Below are 19,783 nucleotides of genomic sequence, written 5' to 3'. Positions count from 1 at the left end.
GCGCGCTAACCGCATACAGCCGCCTTCTCTGGGTATACACAGGCATGACGGTTCCTGTGACTGCACAATCACAACTGCAGGTGCTCGTGGTGACCACTCTCGTACTCAGTGCTGTATTCCTCGCCGTCGCCGGAATTCTCGAAGGTGATTTCGGTACGGCCATCTGGGTCGCGGTGGTGCTGCCCTTGCTTTTCGATTGGCGGATCACCGTGCGAGGCAAGCCTTCTGCGATCCGTCCCGACTCTCCCCGTTGGCAGGTGGCCAAGCTGGTCTATGTCCTCGCTCTCGGGGTGTCGGGAGCGGCAATTCTGGCATTCGACGACCGCGCCTTCGCCCGCATCGCGGGTTTACTCCTGATTGTCACCACGCTGTGTTACTTCGCGGCGTTCTACGATGCGCGCAGGCTCAGGCCACAGACTGCCTGATCGACTGATCACAGTTCCCTTTGACAACTTCCCTCCCGCAATGGACGGTAAGGGGTAGCTGGATACGAACAATCAGGACACCGACCACCGTGAAATACCGTTGTGAGGAGCAGAAGTTCATGCCAGAGCCGCGAAGAGCCGAACATACCGATTACGTCGCCGCGAATCCCATTTTCTCCAGACCAGGAGAAGATTCGGTTGCCTCGAAATACACCCTCGAACCAGACGGCATGCTTCCCGAAACCGCGTATCAAATCGTCCACGACGAAACGATGCTGGACGGCAACGCCCGTCTGAATCTCGCGACGTTTGTCGGCACGTGGATGGACGACCACGCCACGCGCTTGTATTCAGAGTCGTTCGACAAGAACATGATCGACAAGGACGAGTACCCGCAGACGGCCGCGATCGAAACGTACTGCTGGCGGATGCTCGCCGACCTGTGGAACGCACCGTCTCCGAAAGACGCGATCGGTACGTCGACCATCGGCTCGTCGGAAGCCTGCATGCTGGGCGGACTCGCCCTCAAACGTCGCTGGCAGCACGCCAGGCGCGCTGCAGGCAAGCCGGTGGACCGCCCGAACATGGTGATGAGTTCGGCCGTACAGGTGTGCTGGGAAAAGTTCTGCAACTACTGGGACATCGAAGCGCGATACGTCCCCATCAGCGAAGAACATCGCACACTCGACGGGCATGATCTCGAGAAGTACGTCGACGAGAACACCATCGGTGTCGTCGCAATCATGGGTGTCACCTACACCGGCATGTACGAACCCGTGCTCGAGATATCCAATGCACTCGACGCGATCCAGAAGAAGACCGGACTCGACATCCCGATCCACGTCGACGGAGCGTCCGGCGCCATGATCGCACCGTTCCTCCAACCGGAAATCGAATGGGACTTCCGGCTCCCCCGAGTTCATTCCATCAACACGTCGGCGCACAAATACGGGCTGGTGTACCCAGGTCTTGGCTGGGTGGTGTGGCGCTCGGAGGACCTGCTCCCCGAGGATCTGGTGTTCAAAGTCAGTTATCTCGGCGGCAGCATGCCGACCTTTGCACTCAACTTCTCGCGCCCCGGCGCCCAGGTGATCTTGCAGTTCTACATGTTCTTGCGGCTAGGCCACGACGGTTACCGTTCCATCCAGCAGTCCTCGCAGGACGTCGCGAAATTCCTCGCCGAAGGAATCGGCAAGCTCGACGCCTTCGAACTCTGGAACGACGGCAGCGATATTCCGGTGTTCGCGTGGCGCCTGAAGGCCGGGCACACCGAGAATTGGACGCTGTACGACCTGTCGGATCGACTACGCGCCAAGGGCTGGCTCGTGCCGGCCTATCCCATGCCGGACAACCTCACCGACCTCACCGTGCAACGCATTGTCGTGCGTAACGGTCTGAGCATGGACTTGGCTGCCAACCTGTTGGGTGTCATCGAAGAGGAAACCGCGTTCCTCGACGAACTGTCCAGCCCGATGCCCAAGCCTCGTGTCACCGAGGGATTCCACCACTAAGCGAACCTGAACAAACAAAAGCGGCCGCCGAACCCGTGAGGGTTCGGCGGCCGCTTTGTCAGCTAGCTGAAATCAAGCAGCGCAAGCCGGGGTGGTCAGCTGAGCGAAGCTGACGATCTGGCAAGCGGTGGTCTTGGACAGTGCCCACTCGCCGTCCAGGTTCACGAAGACAGCGTTCATGCCGCCGGCAAGGGGCTGGCCGTTGATAACGATGGCGAGCGGTGCGGTAGCCGTGTCGCTGCCCGAATCGGTGACGGGGTCGACAACCTCGACCTGTGCGCCGGCAGCCTTGGCAGCCGCGGCGACCTGGTTGATCAGCTCGGGATCGGCGTCTGCGCCCTCGACGAACTTGACCTTCTCGGAGGACGGAACGCTCTCGTCGAGTGCCGTCGCGATCTTGGCGTTGAGCTCGGCTGCAGTCGGCAGCGCGATCGTGACCTCAGGCGTGGTGGTCGTAGCCTTCGCGGAGGTTGTGGTCTTGGGGGCGGGCTCGGCCTCTTCGGAACTGCAGGCAGTCATCGTCAGGGCCGCTGCAATCGCGACGGCTGCGACGGTCATGTTACGAAGCTTCAACTTCTCAGTCCTATCCATTCCGGTTTTCACAAACGAGCGTTGTCAGCACTGACGTGCATCGCCCGCGGTCCGCCACAACATTACCCAACGGTAAGCCGAAAAAGTCTAAGGGTGTCCTTAGAGAAGGCTGTCGAGTGGATCTGCTACCTGAAGCAACGCGTCGTCCTCAGCGAATGTTTTGGCGATTCCTGTTCCCGTTGAACGGGTTTCGAAGCGAACCGTCACTACCCCGTGACCGGCACCCTGCACCCAACCATGTCCGAATTCGGGATGACTCACATCCAGACCGGGATGCCAGTATCGTTCCGGAACCCGCGCAGGAATGGGACTCTCGTCGAGATCCTCCGCGAGAGTGTCCATCGGATATCCCGGCACATCCTGATCCAACTCCGGAAACAGCGATCCCTGACGCACTGTGGAGAGCCCGGCAAATCCCACCCCCACCAACCGGATCGGCCCCAATTCCACCGGATCGATCACCTGCTTCTGCGCGGTGGCAATCAGGATCGCCCGGTCGAGGGTGGCATATGGCAACGTCACCGACCTGGTCAGCACACTCATGTCGGATTTCTTCAGCTTGAGCACGACCGTGCGCGCCGCGCGGCCGTCCTTCTCCAACCGTGAGAACGCCGCCCCACCGCTGTTCTCCACCGCCGCACGCAACTGCCCCAACGTGACGATGTCGCTCGCGAACGTCGATTCCGCACTGATCTGCTTGGAGTCCGCGCGCTCGGCCACGGGACGATCGTCGATACCCTGCGCCAGACGATGCAAGCCAGGGCCTACCGTCGTACCGAGGATGGACGCGACCTCCGATATCGGAGTGCGCGCAAACCCCCCGATAGTCACGATCCCCAACCGTTTGAGCTTCTCCTCAGCCACCGGGCCGATTCCCCACAGCTTGCGAACCGGAAGGGAATCGAGGAGTTCGTGTTGCTGACCCGGCGGCACCACCGCGACACCGTTCGGCTTCGCCAGCCCCGACGCAATCTTGGCGACCTGTTTGCCCGCACCCGCGCCGATGGACGCAACCATCCCGGTCTCTGCCAGTACCAAGGACCGTAGGTCCTCGCAGAACGTCCGCACCTCGTCCGCACCGGCTCCTGCCAACTCGGCCGGTTCGCCAAACGCTTCGTCCACCGACAACTGTTCGAGCACCGGCATGCGCAGACGCAACGCCTCGAACGCCCCTTTACTCAGTACCGAATACAGCGACATGCGCGGCGGTAGGACCACTGCCCCGCCGCCCACCAAGCGCCTTGCCTGATGCATCGGCATGGCGGACCGAGCACCGAAGGCGCGAGCCTCGTAACTTGCGCCGGCAACCACGCCCCTGCCACCGAGACCGCCCACCATGACGGGACGTCCGCGCAACGTCGGTCGGGTCAATTGCTCAGCGGAGGCGAAAAAGGCATCCATATCGAGATGAAGCACCCACCGGCGGCTTCGTGTGGGATCACCCTGGTTCATCGGCGGTAACAGTTCTCGATCTCGGCGAGCAATGGATTACTTCTGGACCTTCGGTTTGGCCTTCTTCGGTGGCTTCTTCTTGGGCAGTGGAAGCGCGTCGGCGGTTCGCTGAATGAATGCGTGCAGCCGATCCACGTCGTGAAACCGCTCCTCTGGAACCCGGTAATACTCCTTTGCGCCCGGGTACGGCGGCGCAAGGTCTGCGTCCGATCCGAACTCCGCACTGATCTCGGTCGGCTTGACGTACAGAACGTCACCGCAGATCAAGCCAACGACCTTCTCGTCGCAGTACAGGCCGTATTCACCGAACATAGCCCGCGCACGGACATCGAGCGGCTCCAACTGCTCGAGAATGCGCGCCACGGTGTCCTTGTTCGTGCTCATGAGAGCAAACTACTCCGGTGCTCCGACATATTTCGGGGCACCGGAGTAGTTGTCAGCTACTAGACCTTCGTGATTGCAGCACGGATACCGTCGCCGAGATCGACGGCACCGTCCCCGGCCTCGCCGATCGTGAACGACGTGGCCAGAACCTCACCGGCAATCAAGTCGCGATGACGATCGGCCCAGTCCTTGCGATCCTCGGGCACCTCGAGCACAACGTTGATGCGATCCGAGACATCGAGTCCCGCGGCGCGGCGCGCATCCTGCAATTGGCGGATCCGGTCCTTGGCCCAACCCTCGGCCTCGAGCTCTTCCGTCACGACGGAATCGAGCACGACAAGACCTGCACCATTGGGAAGCGCTGCAGTCGAATCAGGCTCGGCTGCAACCAGTTTCTGCGTGTATTCCTCGGGCAAGAGCTCGATGCCGGCGGCAACCACTACACCGTCCGCATTCTCGGTCCAGTCGCCGGCCTTGACGGCCTTGATGACGGTCTGAACAGACTTACCCAGACGCGGACCTGCAGCACGCGCGTTGACCGCGATCTCGAACCGACCGTGAACGTCGACGTCCTCGGTCAGGTCGACCTTCTTGACGTTGACCTCATCGGCGATCAGGCCGAGGAACGGACGCAGACGCTCGGCGTCCGGCGCTGCGACCGTAACCTCGGGCAGCGGCAGACGGACACGCAGGTTCTGCGCCTTACGCAAGCTCAACACTGTCGAGCACACCGTGCGCACGTCGTCCATGGCGGCAACGAGTTCCGGATCGCCAGGCAACTCGGACTCCGTCGGCCAATCGGCGAGATGTACCGAGCGTTCCCCGGTCAATCCACGCCAGATCACCTCGGACACCAACGGCAGCAAGGGCGCAGCCAGACGCGTCACAACCTCTAGCACAGTGTGCAGAGTGTCGATGGCATCACGATCTTCGTCCCAGAAGCGTGAACGCGACCGTCGCACATACCAATTGGTGAGTGCATCACAGAACAACCGGAGCTCGTCGCAGGCTCCCGCGATGTCGTTTGCCTCGAGGGCATCGGTGATGACGTCCCTCGTGCCCGCGAGCTTCGCGAGGATGTACTTGTCGAGGATGTTCTCCGAATCAGTGCGCCACACACCACATTCCGGCGCGTACAGCTGCAGGAAGCTCCAGGCATTCCACAGCGGAAGCAAAGCCTGACGCACACCTTCGCGGATGCCCTGCTCCGTCACGACCAGGTTGCCACCGCGCAGGATGGGTGAGGACATGAGGAACCAGCGCATGGCATCACTGCCGTCGCGGTCGAACACCTCCTTGACATCCGGGTAGTTACCCTTGGACTTACTCATCTTGAGCCCGTCGTCACCGAGAACGATGCCGTGTGCTGCAACAGTTTTGAAAGCGGGACGATCGAACAGAGCCGTCGCGAGAACGTGCAGGGTGTAGAACCAGCCACGGGTCTGACCGTTGTACTCGACGATGAAGTCACCCGGGTAGTGGCTCTCGAACCAGTCGCGGTTCTCGAAGGGGTAGTGCACCTGGGCGTACGGCATCGAACCGGACTCGAACCAGCAGTCCAGAACCTCGGGAACTCGACGCATCATCGACTTTCCGGTCGGGTCGTCCGGGTTCGGACGCACCAGATCGTCGATCATCGGACGGTGCAGGTCGGTCGGACGCACACCGAAGTCTGCCTCCAACTGATCCAGGGAACCGTAGACGTCGGTACGCGGGTACTGCGGATCATCGGAGACCCACACCGGAATGGGGCTGCCCCAGTAGCGGTTTCGGCTGATGTTCCAGTCGCGAGCGCCTTCGAGCCACTTGCCGAACTGACCGTCGCGGATGTGCTCGGGAACCCAGGTGATGTCCTGGTTGAGTTCGACCATGCGGTCACGGAACTTGGTGACGGCCACGAACCACGACGGAACCGCCATGTAGATCAGCGGCTGGCCACTGCGCCAGCTGTGCGGGTACGAGTGCTCGATCGTCTCGTGCCGCAACAGGTTTCCGGCAGCCTTGAGATCTTTGATGATGACGGGGTTGGCGTCGAACACCATCAGACCCTCGTATGGCGGCACCATCGACGTGAACTTTCCACCGGGGTCGAGGGGCTGAACGACCTCGATGCCGTTGGCGGTCGCGACATCCATATCCTCTTCACCGAAAGCCGGTGCGAGGTGGACGATTCCGGTACCCGAGTCGGTGGTGACGTAATCGGCCGACAACACGACATGGGCGTTCGGGTGCCCGACGAAGAAGTCGAACGGCGGTGTGTACGACAGGCCGACCAGGTCGCTACCCTTGTGCCGGGAAACGACCTCGGGCTCGTCCCCCAACTCACGGGCGTAGTGAGCAACTCGAGCTTCGGCGAGCACGTAGCGCTTGCTGTCCTGACCGAGAACCTGGACATAGTCGATGTCGGGATGAACAGCCAAAGCGAGGTTGGACGGCAGCGTCCACGGCGTTGTGGTCCAGATGACGGCATTGGCACCGTCGAGCGGTGAGCCGGGCGCCACCAGCGGCATTTCGACGGTGACCGCCGGGTCCTGACGCATCTTGTACGCGTCGTCGAGACGAGTTTCCTGGTTGGACAGCGGTGTCTGCTCGTACCAGCTGTACGGGAGAACGCGGAAGCCCTGGTAGATCAGGCCCTTCTCGTGCAGCTCCTTGAATGCCCACATGACCGACTCCATGAAGTCGAGGTCCAGGGTCTTGTAGTCGTTGTCGAAGTCGACCCAGCGAGCCTGCCGGGTGACGTACTCACGCCACTCGTCGGTGTACTTGAGCACCGACGCCTTGCAGTACTCGTTGAACTTCGCAAGTCCCATGACGTCGATCTCGGACTTGTCCTTGATGCCGAGTTGCTTCTCGGCCTCGAGCTCTGCGGGCAGGCCGTGGCAATCCCAACCGAACCGGCGCTCCACCTTGCGTCCGCGCATTGTCTGGAAGCGGGGCACCAAGTCCTTGACATACCCCGTCAAAAGGTGACCGTAGTGCGGCAAGCCGTTGGCAAACGGAGGGCCGTCGTAGAAGACGAACTCCTCGTTGCCGTCACGATTGTCGACCGATGCCCGGAACGTGTCGTCGTCGGCCCACTCTTTCAGAACCTTCTGTTCCAGGGCCGGAAATTTGACTCCGGTGTCGGCGGGGACGCCGTAATCGACTTTGGGATACCCGTTATTCGCCACTGCGATCTCCTCGTGCCTGTACGACTCGGCACGGGGACGATACGTGCGCATCTGCGTACGTACCGCGGTACCACCCCGCTTGCACCACGTGAATCCGGCAAAAAACTCTGCCAGGCCTTCCGTGTTGCCACTCTTCGCGAGCTGTGACGGGCTCACCCGTTCGGTTCTACTGAGTGCCTGACAGGCTCGAGCCTGGCTGAACACCGTTCTTCCGAAGGCTCCCCGGTGATTGCCGGTTCATCGCCTGTAATTCGTGAATAGCCTGTTCTTCACGAACAGTCTAATGCTCGCCGTTTTCGTTTGCCGACCCACCGTGGTTTCCCGGAAAATCCGTGTTGTCCGGTGTGTCGACGTCGGCGGTTGTATCCGGCTCGTCCAACGGCAGAACCGCCCTCTTACCGGTCAGCGCACTGACCAGCAGGAGGACGGCACCCGCCAAACAAATTGCAATACACGCCCACGCCCAGATAATCGACCCGGTGGTCAGCGCGATAATCAGGAAAGCAAATCCTGCCGCCGCGAGTCCTATCGTCACGACCAGCACGTGTCAACCTCTACCCGATGTCGGCGCTGACCTGGCGAGTATCCCTCGGTCAGCTGTTTCCCTTTGCGAACGACGGACTGCTGAAGGACTCCTGGCCACCGTCGACCGGAACCGCAGAACCACGCTGTTCGAGCTCTTCGAGCTGCGATTCCAGGTAGGACTTGAGGCGCACCCGGTATTCGCGCTCGAACGTCTTGAGCTGCTCGATGCGGCCCTCGAGGACAGATCGCTGCTGGTTGATGGTCGCCATGATCTCGGTGTGCTTCTTCTCGGCGTCTGCCTTGAGAGCATCGGCCTTCTCCTGAGCCTGGCGAAGCTGGGTCTCCGAGCGGGTCTGCGCATCGGTGAGCATTGCTTCCGACTTGTTGCGAGCGTCCGCGATCATGCCGTCAGCCTTGCTGCGAGCCTCGCTCATCAGCTGCTCGGAGTTGGTGCGGGCACTTCCGAGCAGCTGCTCGGACTCTGCCTTGGCATCGCCGGTGAGGCGATCTGCCATCTCCTGAGCCAGGCCGAGAACCTTGGCTGCCTGCATGTGGGTGTCGCCGCTCTGCGGAGCCTGTGCGGCAGCAGCCACGGGAACCGGTGCCACGACGGGAGCGGGCTTGGGAGCCTCGACCACGCGAGCCGGTTCTGGCTTGGGCTGGGCTACCGGGGCACCTGCATTGGCAGCCGGTGCCGGCGCCTTCTTTGCAGCAGCAAGTTCCTGATCCAGCTCGCTTACTCGCTGTTGCAGATCTGCATTTTCCTCGATGAGCTGCGAGAGCGCCTGCTCGACGAGATCAAGAAATGCGTCGACCTCGTCTTCGTTGTAGCCACGCTTGCCGATAGGCGGCTTGCTGAACGCAACGTTGTGCACGTCAGCTGGAGTCAGTTGCGGCATGGAAGGATCCCTTCACGCGTCATTTGGCGGTCAAGCAAGCATTCAGTTACAGCACGGTGTGCGTAGCAGCTAACCACTACGCGAGTTATGGGTTCCATTCTGGCACACCCCACTCAATTACCGGGCCGAGCCGACAACCGACATCAGGATGATGACGATGAAAAGCAAGACCATGATGGATAGATCCAAGCGAACCCCACCCAGGTTGATCGGGGGGATCAACCTACGGAGAAGCTTCACCGGCGGATCGGTGATCGTAAAAACGGTTTCGAGAATGATGGCGACCACTCCCGACGGACGCCAGTCTCTGGCGAACGAACGAACGAACTCGACAATCACTCTGCCGATCAGCAAAAGCCAAAACACAACCAGCACGAGGTAGATCACATCGAAAAGCGCGTTCACACCCTCACTCTGCCTGACTTCTGCGTCGCGTCCAAAACAGACACTCGCCATCCGAGGCCGGATTACGAGGCTGCGAACTCACCGAGCCGAGACCGTGAACACCCCTGGCATGCGACCCCTGCACAGGCCTCAGCACAACAGAATGTCCAGCGTTTCGGCTGTTCAAGGAGCTATCTACGATCGAGAGCATCATTTCTGACTGTAGAAGCCCGTCTCCGCGATACGACGACGCTCCTCGGCGGAAACATCGATGTCCGCCGGTGAGAGAAGAAACACTTTGGTGGCGACCTTGTCGAACGAGCCGCGCAGAGCAAAAGCGAGACCCGCGGCGAAGTCGACCAGTCGCTTCGCGTCGGCGTTGCTCATGTCGACCAAATCCATGATGACCGGCGTGCCGTCGCGGAAGCGCTCGCCGATCGTGCGGGCCTCGGCGTAGCTCTGCGGACGCAGAGTCGTGATCTTGGCCAACGGGCCGCCGTCGTCGACTGCGGGCGCGCGGCGAACCTCAGGGCGCTCGGCGCGGGCGTCAACTGCAAGATTGCCCCGGCTGGTGGGACGAGGCGCCATCGACGGACGGGGTGCACGCGAGGCAACCGTGTCCATTCTCGGACGTGATTCGTAGCGATCGAACTCGGCTTCTTCCTCATCCCGACGGCTGGGCGCGTAGCCAGCCTTCGAGAAAGCCGGCTCGGCAAACTCGCGGTCATCGCGTTCGGCATAGCCGTCATGGCTACGACGAGGTGCGCGACGAGCCTGATCGGGTTCTTCTACGTACTCGTCCTCGTAGTCGTCGAGGGGAACCATGCCGAAATATGCCTTGAACTTGTGCAGGTTGCTCATTGATCGACCTTCCTTGGCGCGGCGGATTGTCTCCGACTGCGGCCGGTCGCGGTGTGGACGGGTTGGGCGATCACCAGAGCGATCATTTCGAGATTACTGGTCGTGAGCCGAGCAGTGCGGTTCCGACACGCACGCAAGTCGATCCGTGGCGAACCGCAGCCTCGAGATCTCCGGTCATTCCGGCCGACAACTCGACCGCATGCGGATGCGACTCGAGGACGGTCCGATGGACCTCGTGCAGGCGAGCAAACTGCTCGTCTGCGTCCGAACCCAGCGGCGGAACGGCCATCAGCCCGGCCAGTTCCAGACCGTCGGCCGTCGCGATCCGCGCGGCGAGTGCCGGTAACTCGTCGAGCGCGATGCCGCCACGCGTCGGATCGGCGTCGAGGCTCACCTGAATCAGAACTCGCAACGGTGCAGCGCGATCACCGGCGGAGAGGGCGTCGAGCGCGGCCCGATCGAGAGCGTCCGCGAGCCGCGCACTGTCGACCGAGTGAATCGCGTAGGCCCACTTCGCGACCGAACGTGCCTTGTTTCGCTGCAACTGACCGATCATGTGCCACCGAACAGGATCCGCCCCGTCGATTGCACCACCGGCGGCCGCTGCGGCGAATTCCGCAACCTTGGCTATCGCTTCCTGCTCGCGCGACTCACCGAACTCGCGGCAACCCAATTCATACAGAATTCGCGCATCCGACGCGGGGAAGAACTTGGTAACCGGGAGAAGCGTCACGGCAGAAGCCGGACGCCCTGCCGCGGCGCACGCCGCAGTGAGGCGGGACCGCACCGAATCGAGTGCCGCCGAGATCTCGGCCACGCGTCCAGAATTGTCGGCGTTCATGCAATCGGCCTAGTTGTCTTCCACAGCGACGATCGGATCCATCCAGATCACCGCAGCCTGACGCCCGGTGAGGGAATCGCGGCGGTGACTGAACAGTGCGCGGTCCTCGATCGTGCAACGAGGATCCTCGGCGACACCCGTAACACCGGCATCAAGGAGTTGTTTGCGGATTCCGGCCCGCAGGTCCAGACCGGGAGTGCCCTTCGCGGTACGAGTTGCACTGCCAGGCAGATGCTTCTCGACGTCGGCACGCATCTCGGCAGGCACTTCGTACTGCCGGCCACTGGCTGCCGGACCGAGGAAGGCGCCGATCCGAGAGACGTCAGCGCCTTGGCGAACCATCTCGGCCAGAACCCGCGGCACGATTCCGAGGCGCGCACCGATCCGGCCGGCATGCACGGCGGCGATGACGCCGGCCTGCTCGTCGGACAGCAGCACCGGAACGCAGTCGGCACTGAGCGTGGCCAGTGCCAACCCGGGGACAGTAGTGACCAAGGCGTCGGTCACCTCGATGACCTCGTCCGTCGGCTCGGTAACGACGGTTACGTTGCGCGAGTGGATTTGTTCCATCCAGACAAGATGATTCGGCTCGACTCCGATTTCGCGTGCGAGGCGTCGACGGTTTGCGTCGACGGCTTCGGCGTTGTCGCCGACGTGATCACCGAGATTGAACGAGTCGTACGGCGCTTCCGAAACACCGCCAGCGCGACTGGTCACGACACGGCGGACTCGGAAATTGGCGGTCGAGTTCTCGGTACTCAAAATTTTGTGCTCACAAACGTCGAATGTTCACTGCTGCACGGGACATGATCCCGAGGCAGCTTCCGGACAGAGATAAGGGATCAATCAAGAACAGGGTACCCAGAAAATCTGGATACCCTGCTCTCGAAAGCGTGCGCGGCGCTCTACTCAGCGACGCATGAAGACGGGAACGTCGACGTCGTCATCGCCGTCGTCCTCCTGTGGCGCAACATGGCGCGGCGGAGCAATCGGCGGCAGCGAGCCCGAACCAATCGGCTCGCGCGCAACCGGAACCTGCTGCTCCACAGGCGGTTCCGCAGCTACCGGCGAACGTCCGACCTCGCCGGCGCGCCCTGCTCCGATAGCTCCTCGGCCGGGTGCCGCGGACTCGACGGGGCGACGCGCAGGCGCTCCCCCGTCGAAACCGGCAGCGATGACCGTCACACGAACTTCGTCTCCGAGTGAATCGTCGATCACCGTTCCGAAGATGATGTTGGCATCGATGTGCGCGGCTTCCTGCACGAGGGATGCCGCTTCGTTGATCTCGAACAGACCAAGATCGCTGCCACCGGCGATCGACAGCAGAACGCCGCGGGCGCCTTCCATCGACGCCTCGAGAAGCGGTGAGTTGATAGCGGACTCAGCAGCTTTGATCGCCCGACCTTCGCCGCGCGAGGAGCCGATGCCCATGAGTGCGCTACCGGCACCGGACATGACACCCTTCACGTCCGCGAAGTCGACGTTGATCAGTCCGGGAGTGGTGATCAGGTCGGTGATGCCCTGAACGCCGTTGAGCAGAACCTCGTCGGCGCTACGGAATGCGTCCATCAAACTGACAGCCGCGTCCCCGAGCTGAAGGAGCCGATCATTCGGGATGACGATGAGCGTGTCGCACGACTCACGCAACGCCTGGATGCCCGTGTCGGCCTGGCCACCACGACGCTTGCCTTCGAAGGAGAACGGCCGGGTTACGACACCAACGGTGAGGGCGCCCAACTTCCGGGCGATGCTGGCGACGACAGGGGCACCACCGGTTCCGGTTCCACCACCCTCACCGGCGGTCACGAACACCATGTCAGCGCCCTTGATGACCTCTTCGATTTCGTCCTTGTGATCCTCGGCGGCCTTGCGGCCGACCTCGGGATCTGCACCGGCGCCGAGGCCTCGGGTCAGTTCACGACCGACATCGAGTTTGACGTCGGCGTCGCTCATCAGGAGGGCTTGCGCGTCCGTGTTGACCGCGATGAACTCGACTCCCTTGAGTCCTTGTTCGATCATGCGGTTGACTGCGTTCACGCCGCCGCCGCCGATGCCGACGACCTTGATTACGGCGAGGTAGTTGTGCGGGGGCGTCATCGGCTCTCGCCTTCCGTGTCGTATTACGCGCTGTTGTCTATTGCTGGGTAAAGCAGGTACTGGGTAAAGCGGGTGAATCTCAACTCTCAACCTCAACCACAGGGTTAGAGTTATGTCAAGTATTCGATCTGAAACCAAACGCTATGCATCGACATCACGATCCGCCATTAGGCGCGCCGAAACTTCGGGAAGTATTTGACGTGAGTTCGCACATTCCGCGCCTGAACTAACGCACCGTCGGAAGGTCGGGACTCGACACGTCGTACGTCTGGCCCGGCTGCGTCAACAGCGGCAGCGTCACTGCAGCCTTGCGATCCGACTTCTCGACGCCACCCCAGTTGACGACACGCCCGTCGACCAACGTCATCGAGACATCCGAAATGGACCGGGCAGCAACCTCTCCCACCTGCATCCGTAACTCCGGCGGCAATGCCGCGAGCACCTCGAGCGCAGCCAAGGTCGGCGGATCGTTCCATCCGGGTGTCGCCGTCACCAGTCGGGGCACGCCGGGCGGCGGGACACCGATCTCGAAGTCGACGCCCTTCTCGTCCAGCAGATGGGTGCCTTCCGGCGAATCCACGAACACCATGGGGACTCGCTCGGTTACCGTCACCCGAATGGTCGACGGATACATCCGCTGCACCCGCGCAGATGCAACCTTCGGAATAGCCGCGACACGTGCCGCTGCCGAACCTGCATCGACGCGCATCAACGGCGTGCCGGCTGGGATTGCCAGCAATTCCAGGATCTGCTCCTCGGATACCGTCGACGCTCCCCTGACTTCGGTACCGCGAACCGAGAGAACTGGTGACAACCACGCTGTCAGAACGAGTCCGACAACAACAACGACCGCCAGCGGCGCCATCACCACCGGCCGCTTGTACCAAGGCGATTTTGGTGCCGGCGGCGGCTTCGGCGCAGTAGCGCGGGTCGAGTATCGCGATTCTGTGCGGGTACTTCGCGCTCTGGTGCCTGCGGTACGCCGGGCCGCCGGATCACGACGACCGCGGCGGCTACGTGCGTCCGAACTCATCGCGTCTGCGTGCGCGAAGCCTGATGAGGAACTGCGCGCAACGCGTCGAGGATCTGTTTGCCCAACATGGTCACGTCACCGGCACCCATCGTGATGACGATGTCACCGGGACCGGCCAGGCCGGCTACCTGACGCGGCGCGAGCGACAGATCAGGCTGGTAGTGAACGGGTTTCGTGACAGCCTGCGCAACCAATGCCCCACTGACACCGGGCAACGGTTCTTCACGCGCACCGTAGACGTCGAGAACGACTACCTCGTCTGCAAGGTCCAGCGCTGCCGCGAACTCGTCGGCAAACGTCGCCGTGCGTGAGTACAGGTGCGGCTGGAAAACCACGATCACGCGACCGGCAGCAGAGTTCGCAACCGATGAAACATCTTGTGGTCGAACAAGATCCGCGGCTGCGCCGAGAACTGCTCGCACCTCGGTGGGATGGTGGGCGTAATCGTCGAACACACGCACACCGCGCTCACGACCCGTGAACTGGAACCGCCTGTGCACTCCCCCGAATCCGGCGAGCCCTTCGACGATCTCGTCGATCTCCGCACCGGCATCACGCGCAGCCAACAGCGCTGCCAGAGCGTTCAACGCCATGTGACGACCGGGAACAGCCATCCGAACCGTCCGCGCAGCCTTTTCCCCCGCCAACTGGAACTGCAGGACTCCGCCGACGTCGTGCGCCCGGAAATCGAGCAGTCGCACACCCACCTCGACCCCGTCGACCGGCTCGAACGCCGCATCTCCCGCATCTCCACTGCCGTAGCCGATGACTCGAATATCGCCCCGGCCGGAAGCTACGATCCGCTTGGCCAGATCCGCCGACCCCGCGTCGTCGAGGCAGGCGATCAGGAGACCACCGGGAGCCAGTTTGCCCACAAAATCGTCGAAGACCTGCACGTAGTTCTCGACGCTTCCGAAGTAGTCCAGGTGATCGGCTTCGATGTTGGTCACGACGATCACGTCGGGGTCGTACTGCAGCAGCGAGCCGTCACTCTCGTCGGCTTCTGCCACGAAGACGTCGCCGCTACCGTGATGCGCGTTGGTTCCGGCCTCGTTGAGTTCGCCTCCCACCGCAAACGACGGATCGAATCCGCAATGCTGCAGAGCGACTACCAACATCGACGTGGTCGACGTCTTACCGTGGGTTCCCGAAACCAGGAACGTGCGGTTTCCCTCCATCAACGACGCGAGAACCGCCGGCCGGAGAATCACCGGAATCCCACGACGCGCTGCTTCGACCAGTTCCGGATTGTCCTTGGGAATGGCCGCGTGCGTGGTGACGACAACAGTGGGGCCGCCGGGAAGGAGATCCAACGCGTCGGCGTCATGGCCGATCCGGACCTGCGCTCCGCGTGCCCGCAAAGCCAACACGCCGCGACTTTCCTTGGCGTCGGATCCTGATACAAGTCCGCCGCGGGACAACAGAATTCGTGCGATGCCGGACATGCCGGCACCACCTATACCCACCATGTGTACTCGCTCGAGGTGGGCGGGCAGCGCGGTCATCGGTTTCCCCTATTTGTGTTGCGTACTGCGGTGTTGTTACGTGCTTCTGTGTTGCTTTTCCGGGCAGTGTCCAGAACGATCCGCGCGATCTCGGTCGCCGCGGTCCGGTGCCCAACACCGGCAGCCGCCGCGCTCATCGCCTGCAGTCGCGGCGAATCGGTGAGCAACGGCACCACGGTGTCCGCGACAAATGTCGGAGTCAGGTCGGCGTCGCTGACGATCACAGCACCACCTGCTGCGACGACTGGCTTTGCGTTCAACTCCTGCTCACCGTTTCCATGTGGCAACGGAACGTAGACGGCCGGCAGTCCGACGGAGGACACCTCAGCCACAGTCATCGCGCCGGAGCGACAGATTGCGGCGTCGGCCGCGGCATACGCAAGATCCATGCGCGAGAGATACGGCACGGCAACGTACGGCGCAGCCTCCGAGAACTGCGTGGCGTCGAGCGTGTTCTTGGGTCCGTGTGCGTGCAACACCGAGATTCCCGCGTCTGCCAACTCCCGGGCAGCGCCTGACACCGCGTCGTTGAGCGACTTCGCCCCCTGCGAACCGCCGAATACGAGCAGAACCGGACCATCGAGCGGAAGGCCGAAATACTCACGCGCCTGTGCCCGTAAACCGGCCCGGTCGAAGTTCGCGATGGACGCCCGCACCGGAATACCCACGATGTCCGCGTCGCTCGCGCCGCGATTCTTCACCCCGGACCCGGGGACTGCAGCCAGGACACGCGTTGCCAGCCGCGCACCGATCTTGTTCGCGATGCCGGCGCTGGCGTTGGCCTCGTGGATGACAATGGGAATGGTGCGACGGCGGCGCAACACCCCACCGCGGGCGGCAAGATACGCGGGCAGCGCCACATACCCACCAAAACCCACGATGACGTCAGCGTCGACTGCGTCGAGCACCTCACGCGTCTTACGCACCGATGCTCGAATACGTAGTGGGAGTTTCACCAGGTCCATCGTCGGCTTACGCGGCAACGGGACCGGCGGAATCAGTTCGAGTGTGTACCCCCTGGCGGGAACAAGTGTCGTCTCGAGCCCGCGGGCGGTTCCCAACGCGGTGACGGTGGTGTCGGGTGCCAGCGCCTTCACGGCGTCGGCAACTGCCAGAGCGGGCTCGATATGACCAGCGGTTCCTCCACCTGCCACCACTACCGACAGAGCTGAATTAGTGCCGCTCACCTACGAATTCCTCGCTCTCGAACTTCATGTGCATCGTGTGTCTTGCGCGTCGGCGCCTGCCGACGTCGTCCATTCTGCCCTGCTGGGGCCTTGCGGCTCGATTCCGCACTGCCGCGCGAGCGGCTCGATTCCGCACTGCCGCGCGAGCGGCTCGATTCCGCACTGCCGCGAGGCCGGCTCGGCCTGACCGACTGAAACGGCACCGGCATCGGTAGCCGCAGCAGCTTGGAAATCCTACCGTCCTGACCGGAGTGCAGGGCGGCGATCGCTTCCGGCTCGTGACGTGCGGCATTGGCGACGACGCCGAACATGAACAGCGTGGTTGCCGTCGACGTTCCGCCTGCCGACACGAGAGGCAGCTGCAGACCCGTGACGGGCAGTAGCCCCACGACGTATCCGATGTTGATGAACGCCTGCCCGGTGATCCAGGTCGTCACCGTCGCGGTCAGGATTCGCAGGAACGGATCCGAGGACCGCGCCGCAATCCGTAGGCCGGTGTAGACGAACAGAGCAAAGAGACCGATGACGGCAGCGCCGCCGACAAATCCGAGTTCCTCACCGATGATCGCGAAGATGAAGTCGTTGTGCGAGTTGGGCAGGTAACTCCACTTGGCCACGCTCTGACCGAGTCCACGACCGAATATTCCCCCGTCGGCCAGCGAGTACATAGCCTGACGCGCTTGGTAGCCGGTGCCCTGCGGATCTGCATCCGAATCGAAGAAGGCGCGCACTCGGTCTGAGCGGTAACCCGCTGTCAACGCAAGAATCGCCACCGACACCACGCCGGTTCCGAGAATCGCGAGGAATAGCTTGATCGGCAATCCGCCGTACCAGAGCAGCGCAAAAAGAATGATGATGAGCGAGACGGTTGTGCCGAGGTCGGGCTGCAGGATGATCAACACGAAGACCACCAGCGCTGCCGGAACCAACGGTACGAGAAGTTCCTTGATGGTTGTGATCTCGCCGCGGCGCGACGCCAACACGTGCGCTCCCCAGATCGCAAACGCAATCTTGGCCAACTCGGACGGCTGCACCGACAACGGACCGATGACAAACCACCCGCGGGTGCCCTGCGCCTCGGTACCGATACCCGGGATGAGAACTAGGACAAGCAGCACAACCGTGGTGACGAACACCGGGAACGACATCGCGCGCATCGAACGAATCGGCAACCGCAACGCGACGTAGAACAACACGAATCCCACAACGGCGAACATCGCCTGCTTCAAGAACATCGAGTACGCCGACTTGTTTTCGGCATAAGCCTCGACGCTCGACGCCGAGAGAACCATCACAAGTCCCAAGACCGTCAACATCACTGCGACGGTTACCACCAGATGAAATGACGCCAACGGCCGCGCAAGCCAGGCACCGATTCGGGTCTTGGGACCCTTGGTCATTCCGCGATCCCAGCCTTGTTCGCGCTTTCCGGCGGATCCGACAGCGCACCGACAGCCGCGGCAAAACTGTCGCCGCGGTGGCCGTAACTGTCGAACATGTCCAACGACGCCGCAGCGGGAGCAAGAACCACCGCGCTACCCGGCGACGCCAGCGCAGCGGCTTGATTCACCACCGCCGCCATCACGGCGTCCGCATCGGACCCGGATGGCAGCCGAATCACCTGCGTCGAAGAGCTGCGATTTTCACTCACGTCTGCATCGTCCCCCGTCATCACGCGGACGACGGGGACCTCGGGCGCGTGTCGCGTCAATGCCTGCTCGATGTCGCCGGCGTCGCGTCCGAGTAGCACCGCACCGGCAAGTCGGCTGCGGACCTCTGTCACCAACTCGTCGACGCTGGCCCCTTTGAGCAGACCACCGGCCACCCACACGACTCGATCGTGAGCAAGGATCGACGGGCGGGCAGCATGCGGATTGGTTGCCTTGGAATCGTCGACGTACAGCACCGACCCGACATCACCGACAACTGCGCCGCGGTGCGGTCCGACCTTGTGAGCCGTCAATCCGGCCCGCACAGAGTCAGGTTCGATTCCCACAGCCCGCGCGAGGGCCGCTGCGGCAAGCGCATCCATGACACCGGCGGGGCCAGGCGGATCGATGTCCGCGGCCTCGGCCAACTGCAGGCCGTCGCCAAATGCGTTGTCGACCAGATGGCCGTCCGACACACCCAACTCGCCGGGCGCCGGAGCGCCCAACCGGAACCCCACCACGATGTCGGCCTCGGCGCCGGCACCGAGCTCTGCGGCAATCGCGTCGTCGAGTCCGACTACCGCGACCTTGCCACTGAGGGCCCGAGCCTTGGCCTCCGCATACGCGGCCATCCCGCCGTGCCAATCGAGATGATCCTCGGCCACGTTGAGGACAACACCGGCGTCCGGGCGCACCGACGGCGCCCAGTGCAACTGGAACGACGACAGTTCGACGGCCAGGTAATCGACTCGCGGCGACGTGTCCGACAGCGCCGACAGCACCGGAAGTCCGATGTTGCCGCACGCCCGCCCTTCGAGACCCGCAGCGTCGAGGATGGACGCGAGCATCGACGTAGTGGTCGTCTTACCGTTCGTGCCCGTGACCACCAGCCACTTTCGCGGCGGACCGTAGAGACCGCAGTGGTCGATGCGCCAGGACAGTTCGACGTCGCCCCAGATAGGAATCCCGTGTCCGGCGGCGGCCGCCAGAATCGGGGCGTCCGGCCGGAACCCGGGACTCGTGACGACCAGCGCGAACTGCGTGATCAAACCACGATCTTCCTCGATCGAACTGGTCGTGACGGTGGTCTCTGCACCGAGTTCGGCGCATCGATCGGCAAAATCCAGGGTGGAATCGGCGACGGTCACCGAAGCACCAAGTGCGACCAGAGGTTCGATGGTGGCCTGGCCGGATACCCGGCCACCGGCCACCAGAACGCGTTGTCCGCGTAGCCAACTCAGGTCGTTTGCTCCAGCTTCGGTCACG

Annotated in this window: 18 protein-coding genes; 2 read left to right on the top strand and 16 right to left on the bottom strand. The window is 62.6% G+C overall.

Annotated elements, in window-relative coordinates:
• Positions 1-89 precede the first annotated feature (89 nt).
• A complete protein-coding gene (locus R4P64_RS08300; protein ID WP_317820214.1) occupies positions 90-425 on the top strand; it encodes a hypothetical protein in 336 nt (111 codons plus the stop codon).
• Between the two features lie 119 nt (positions 426-544).
• Positions 545-1,936, top strand: a complete 1,392-nt coding sequence (locus R4P64_RS08295) for a glutamate decarboxylase (protein WP_033230992.1) — start codon at positions 545-547, stop codon at positions 1,934-1,936.
• Positions 1,937-2,008: 72 nt separating this feature from the next.
• Here the strand turns inward: R4P64_RS08295 and R4P64_RS08290 are convergent, their stop codons facing one another.
• The 16 genes from R4P64_RS08290 to murD form a co-directional block, all read right to left on the bottom strand.
• Positions 2,009-2,494 carry a hypothetical protein gene (locus tag R4P64_RS08290; protein WP_317820212.1) on the bottom strand — a complete coding sequence of 162 codons (486 nt, stop codon included), beginning with the start codon at positions 2,492-2,494 and terminating at the stop codon, positions 2,009-2,011.
• Between the two features lie 132 nt (positions 2,495-2,626).
• Positions 2,627-3,979, bottom strand: a complete 1,353-nt coding sequence (locus R4P64_RS08285) for a DNA polymerase IV (protein WP_317820210.1) — start codon at positions 3,977-3,979, stop codon at positions 2,627-2,629.
• Positions 3,980-4,015: 36 nt separating this feature from the next.
• Positions 4,016-4,363, bottom strand: a complete 348-nt coding sequence (locus tag R4P64_RS08280) for a TfoX/Sxy family protein (RefSeq protein ID WP_045070295.1) — start codon at positions 4,361-4,363, stop codon at positions 4,016-4,018.
• Between the two features lie 59 nt (positions 4,364-4,422).
• Positions 4,423-7,587 carry an isoleucine--tRNA ligase gene (gene ileS, locus R4P64_RS08275; RefSeq protein ID WP_317820533.1) on the bottom strand — a complete coding sequence of 1,055 codons (3,165 nt, stop codon included), beginning with the start codon at positions 7,585-7,587 and terminating at the stop codon, positions 4,423-4,425.
• 229 nt (positions 7,588-7,816) lie between these two features.
• Positions 7,817-8,080 carry a hypothetical protein gene (locus R4P64_RS08270; RefSeq protein WP_033230994.1) on the bottom strand — a complete coding sequence of 88 codons (264 nt, stop codon included), beginning with the start codon at positions 8,078-8,080 and terminating at the stop codon, positions 7,817-7,819.
• A gap of 49 nt (positions 8,081-8,129) precedes the next feature.
• A complete protein-coding gene (locus R4P64_RS08265; RefSeq protein ID WP_033230995.1) occupies positions 8,130-8,960 on the bottom strand; it encodes a DivIVA domain-containing protein in 831 nt (276 codons plus the stop codon).
• 117 nt (positions 8,961-9,077) lie between these two features.
• Entirely contained in the window at positions 9,078-9,365 is a 288-nt protein-coding gene (locus R4P64_RS08260; RefSeq protein WP_033231443.1) for a YggT family protein, read from the bottom strand.
• A 189-nt stretch (positions 9,366-9,554) separates the two neighbouring features.
• Complete coding sequence (locus R4P64_RS08255; RefSeq protein ID WP_045070302.1) at positions 9,555-10,205, bottom strand: cell division protein SepF; 651 nt, start codon at positions 10,203-10,205, stop codon at positions 9,555-9,557.
• A gap of 82 nt (positions 10,206-10,287) precedes the next feature.
• Positions 10,288-11,046, bottom strand: a complete 759-nt coding sequence (locus R4P64_RS08250) for a YggS family pyridoxal phosphate-dependent enzyme (RefSeq protein WP_033230997.1) — start codon at positions 11,044-11,046, stop codon at positions 10,288-10,290.
• 9 nt (positions 11,047-11,055) lie between these two features.
• Positions 11,056-11,811: a peptidoglycan editing factor PgeF gene (pgeF, locus tag R4P64_RS08245; protein ID WP_033230998.1), complete on the bottom strand. Its 756-nt coding sequence runs from the start codon at positions 11,809-11,811 to the stop codon at positions 11,056-11,058.
• 144 nt (positions 11,812-11,955) lie between these two features.
• A complete protein-coding gene (ftsZ, locus tag R4P64_RS08240) occupies positions 11,956-13,143 on the bottom strand; it encodes a cell division protein FtsZ (RefSeq protein ID WP_033230999.1) in 1,188 nt (395 codons plus the stop codon).
• Between the two features lie 226 nt (positions 13,144-13,369).
• A complete protein-coding gene (locus R4P64_RS08235) occupies positions 13,370-14,176 on the bottom strand; it encodes a cell division protein FtsQ/DivIB (RefSeq protein WP_317820206.1) in 807 nt (268 codons plus the stop codon).
• Positions 14,173-15,681 carry a UDP-N-acetylmuramate--L-alanine ligase gene (gene murC / locus R4P64_RS08230; RefSeq protein ID WP_317820204.1) on the bottom strand — a complete coding sequence of 503 codons (1,509 nt, stop codon included), beginning with the start codon at positions 15,679-15,681 and terminating at the stop codon, positions 14,173-14,175. Before murC ends, R4P64_RS08235 begins: the two co-directional genes overlap by 4 nt.
• Positions 15,678-16,868, bottom strand: coding sequence for an undecaprenyldiphospho-muramoylpentapeptide beta-N-acetylglucosaminyltransferase (gene murG, locus R4P64_RS08225; protein WP_317820202.1), 1,191 nt, complete (start codon positions 16,866-16,868; stop codon positions 15,678-15,680). The genes murC and murG overlap by 4 nt, the downstream gene beginning before the upstream one ends.
• Positions 16,865-18,268: a putative lipid II flippase FtsW gene (gene ftsW / locus R4P64_RS08220; protein ID WP_141484465.1), complete on the bottom strand. Its 1,404-nt coding sequence runs from the start codon at positions 18,266-18,268 to the stop codon at positions 16,865-16,867. The genes murG and ftsW overlap by 4 nt, the downstream gene beginning before the upstream one ends.
• A complete protein-coding gene (gene murD / locus R4P64_RS08215) occupies positions 18,265-19,782 on the bottom strand; it encodes a UDP-N-acetylmuramoyl-L-alanine--D-glutamate ligase (protein ID WP_411742651.1) in 1,518 nt (505 codons plus the stop codon). The genes ftsW and murD overlap by 4 nt, the downstream gene beginning before the upstream one ends.
• Between the last annotated feature and the right edge of the window lies 1 nt (position 19,783).

It is taken from the genome of Rhodococcus sp. IEGM 1366, from assembly GCF_033142425.1.
Classification (GTDB): domain Bacteria; phylum Actinomycetota; class Actinomycetes; order Mycobacteriales; family Mycobacteriaceae; genus Rhodococcus_F; species Rhodococcus_F globerula.
Note: the sequence above shows the minus strand (reverse complement) of the source record. Positions and strands in the feature narration are given on the sequence as shown.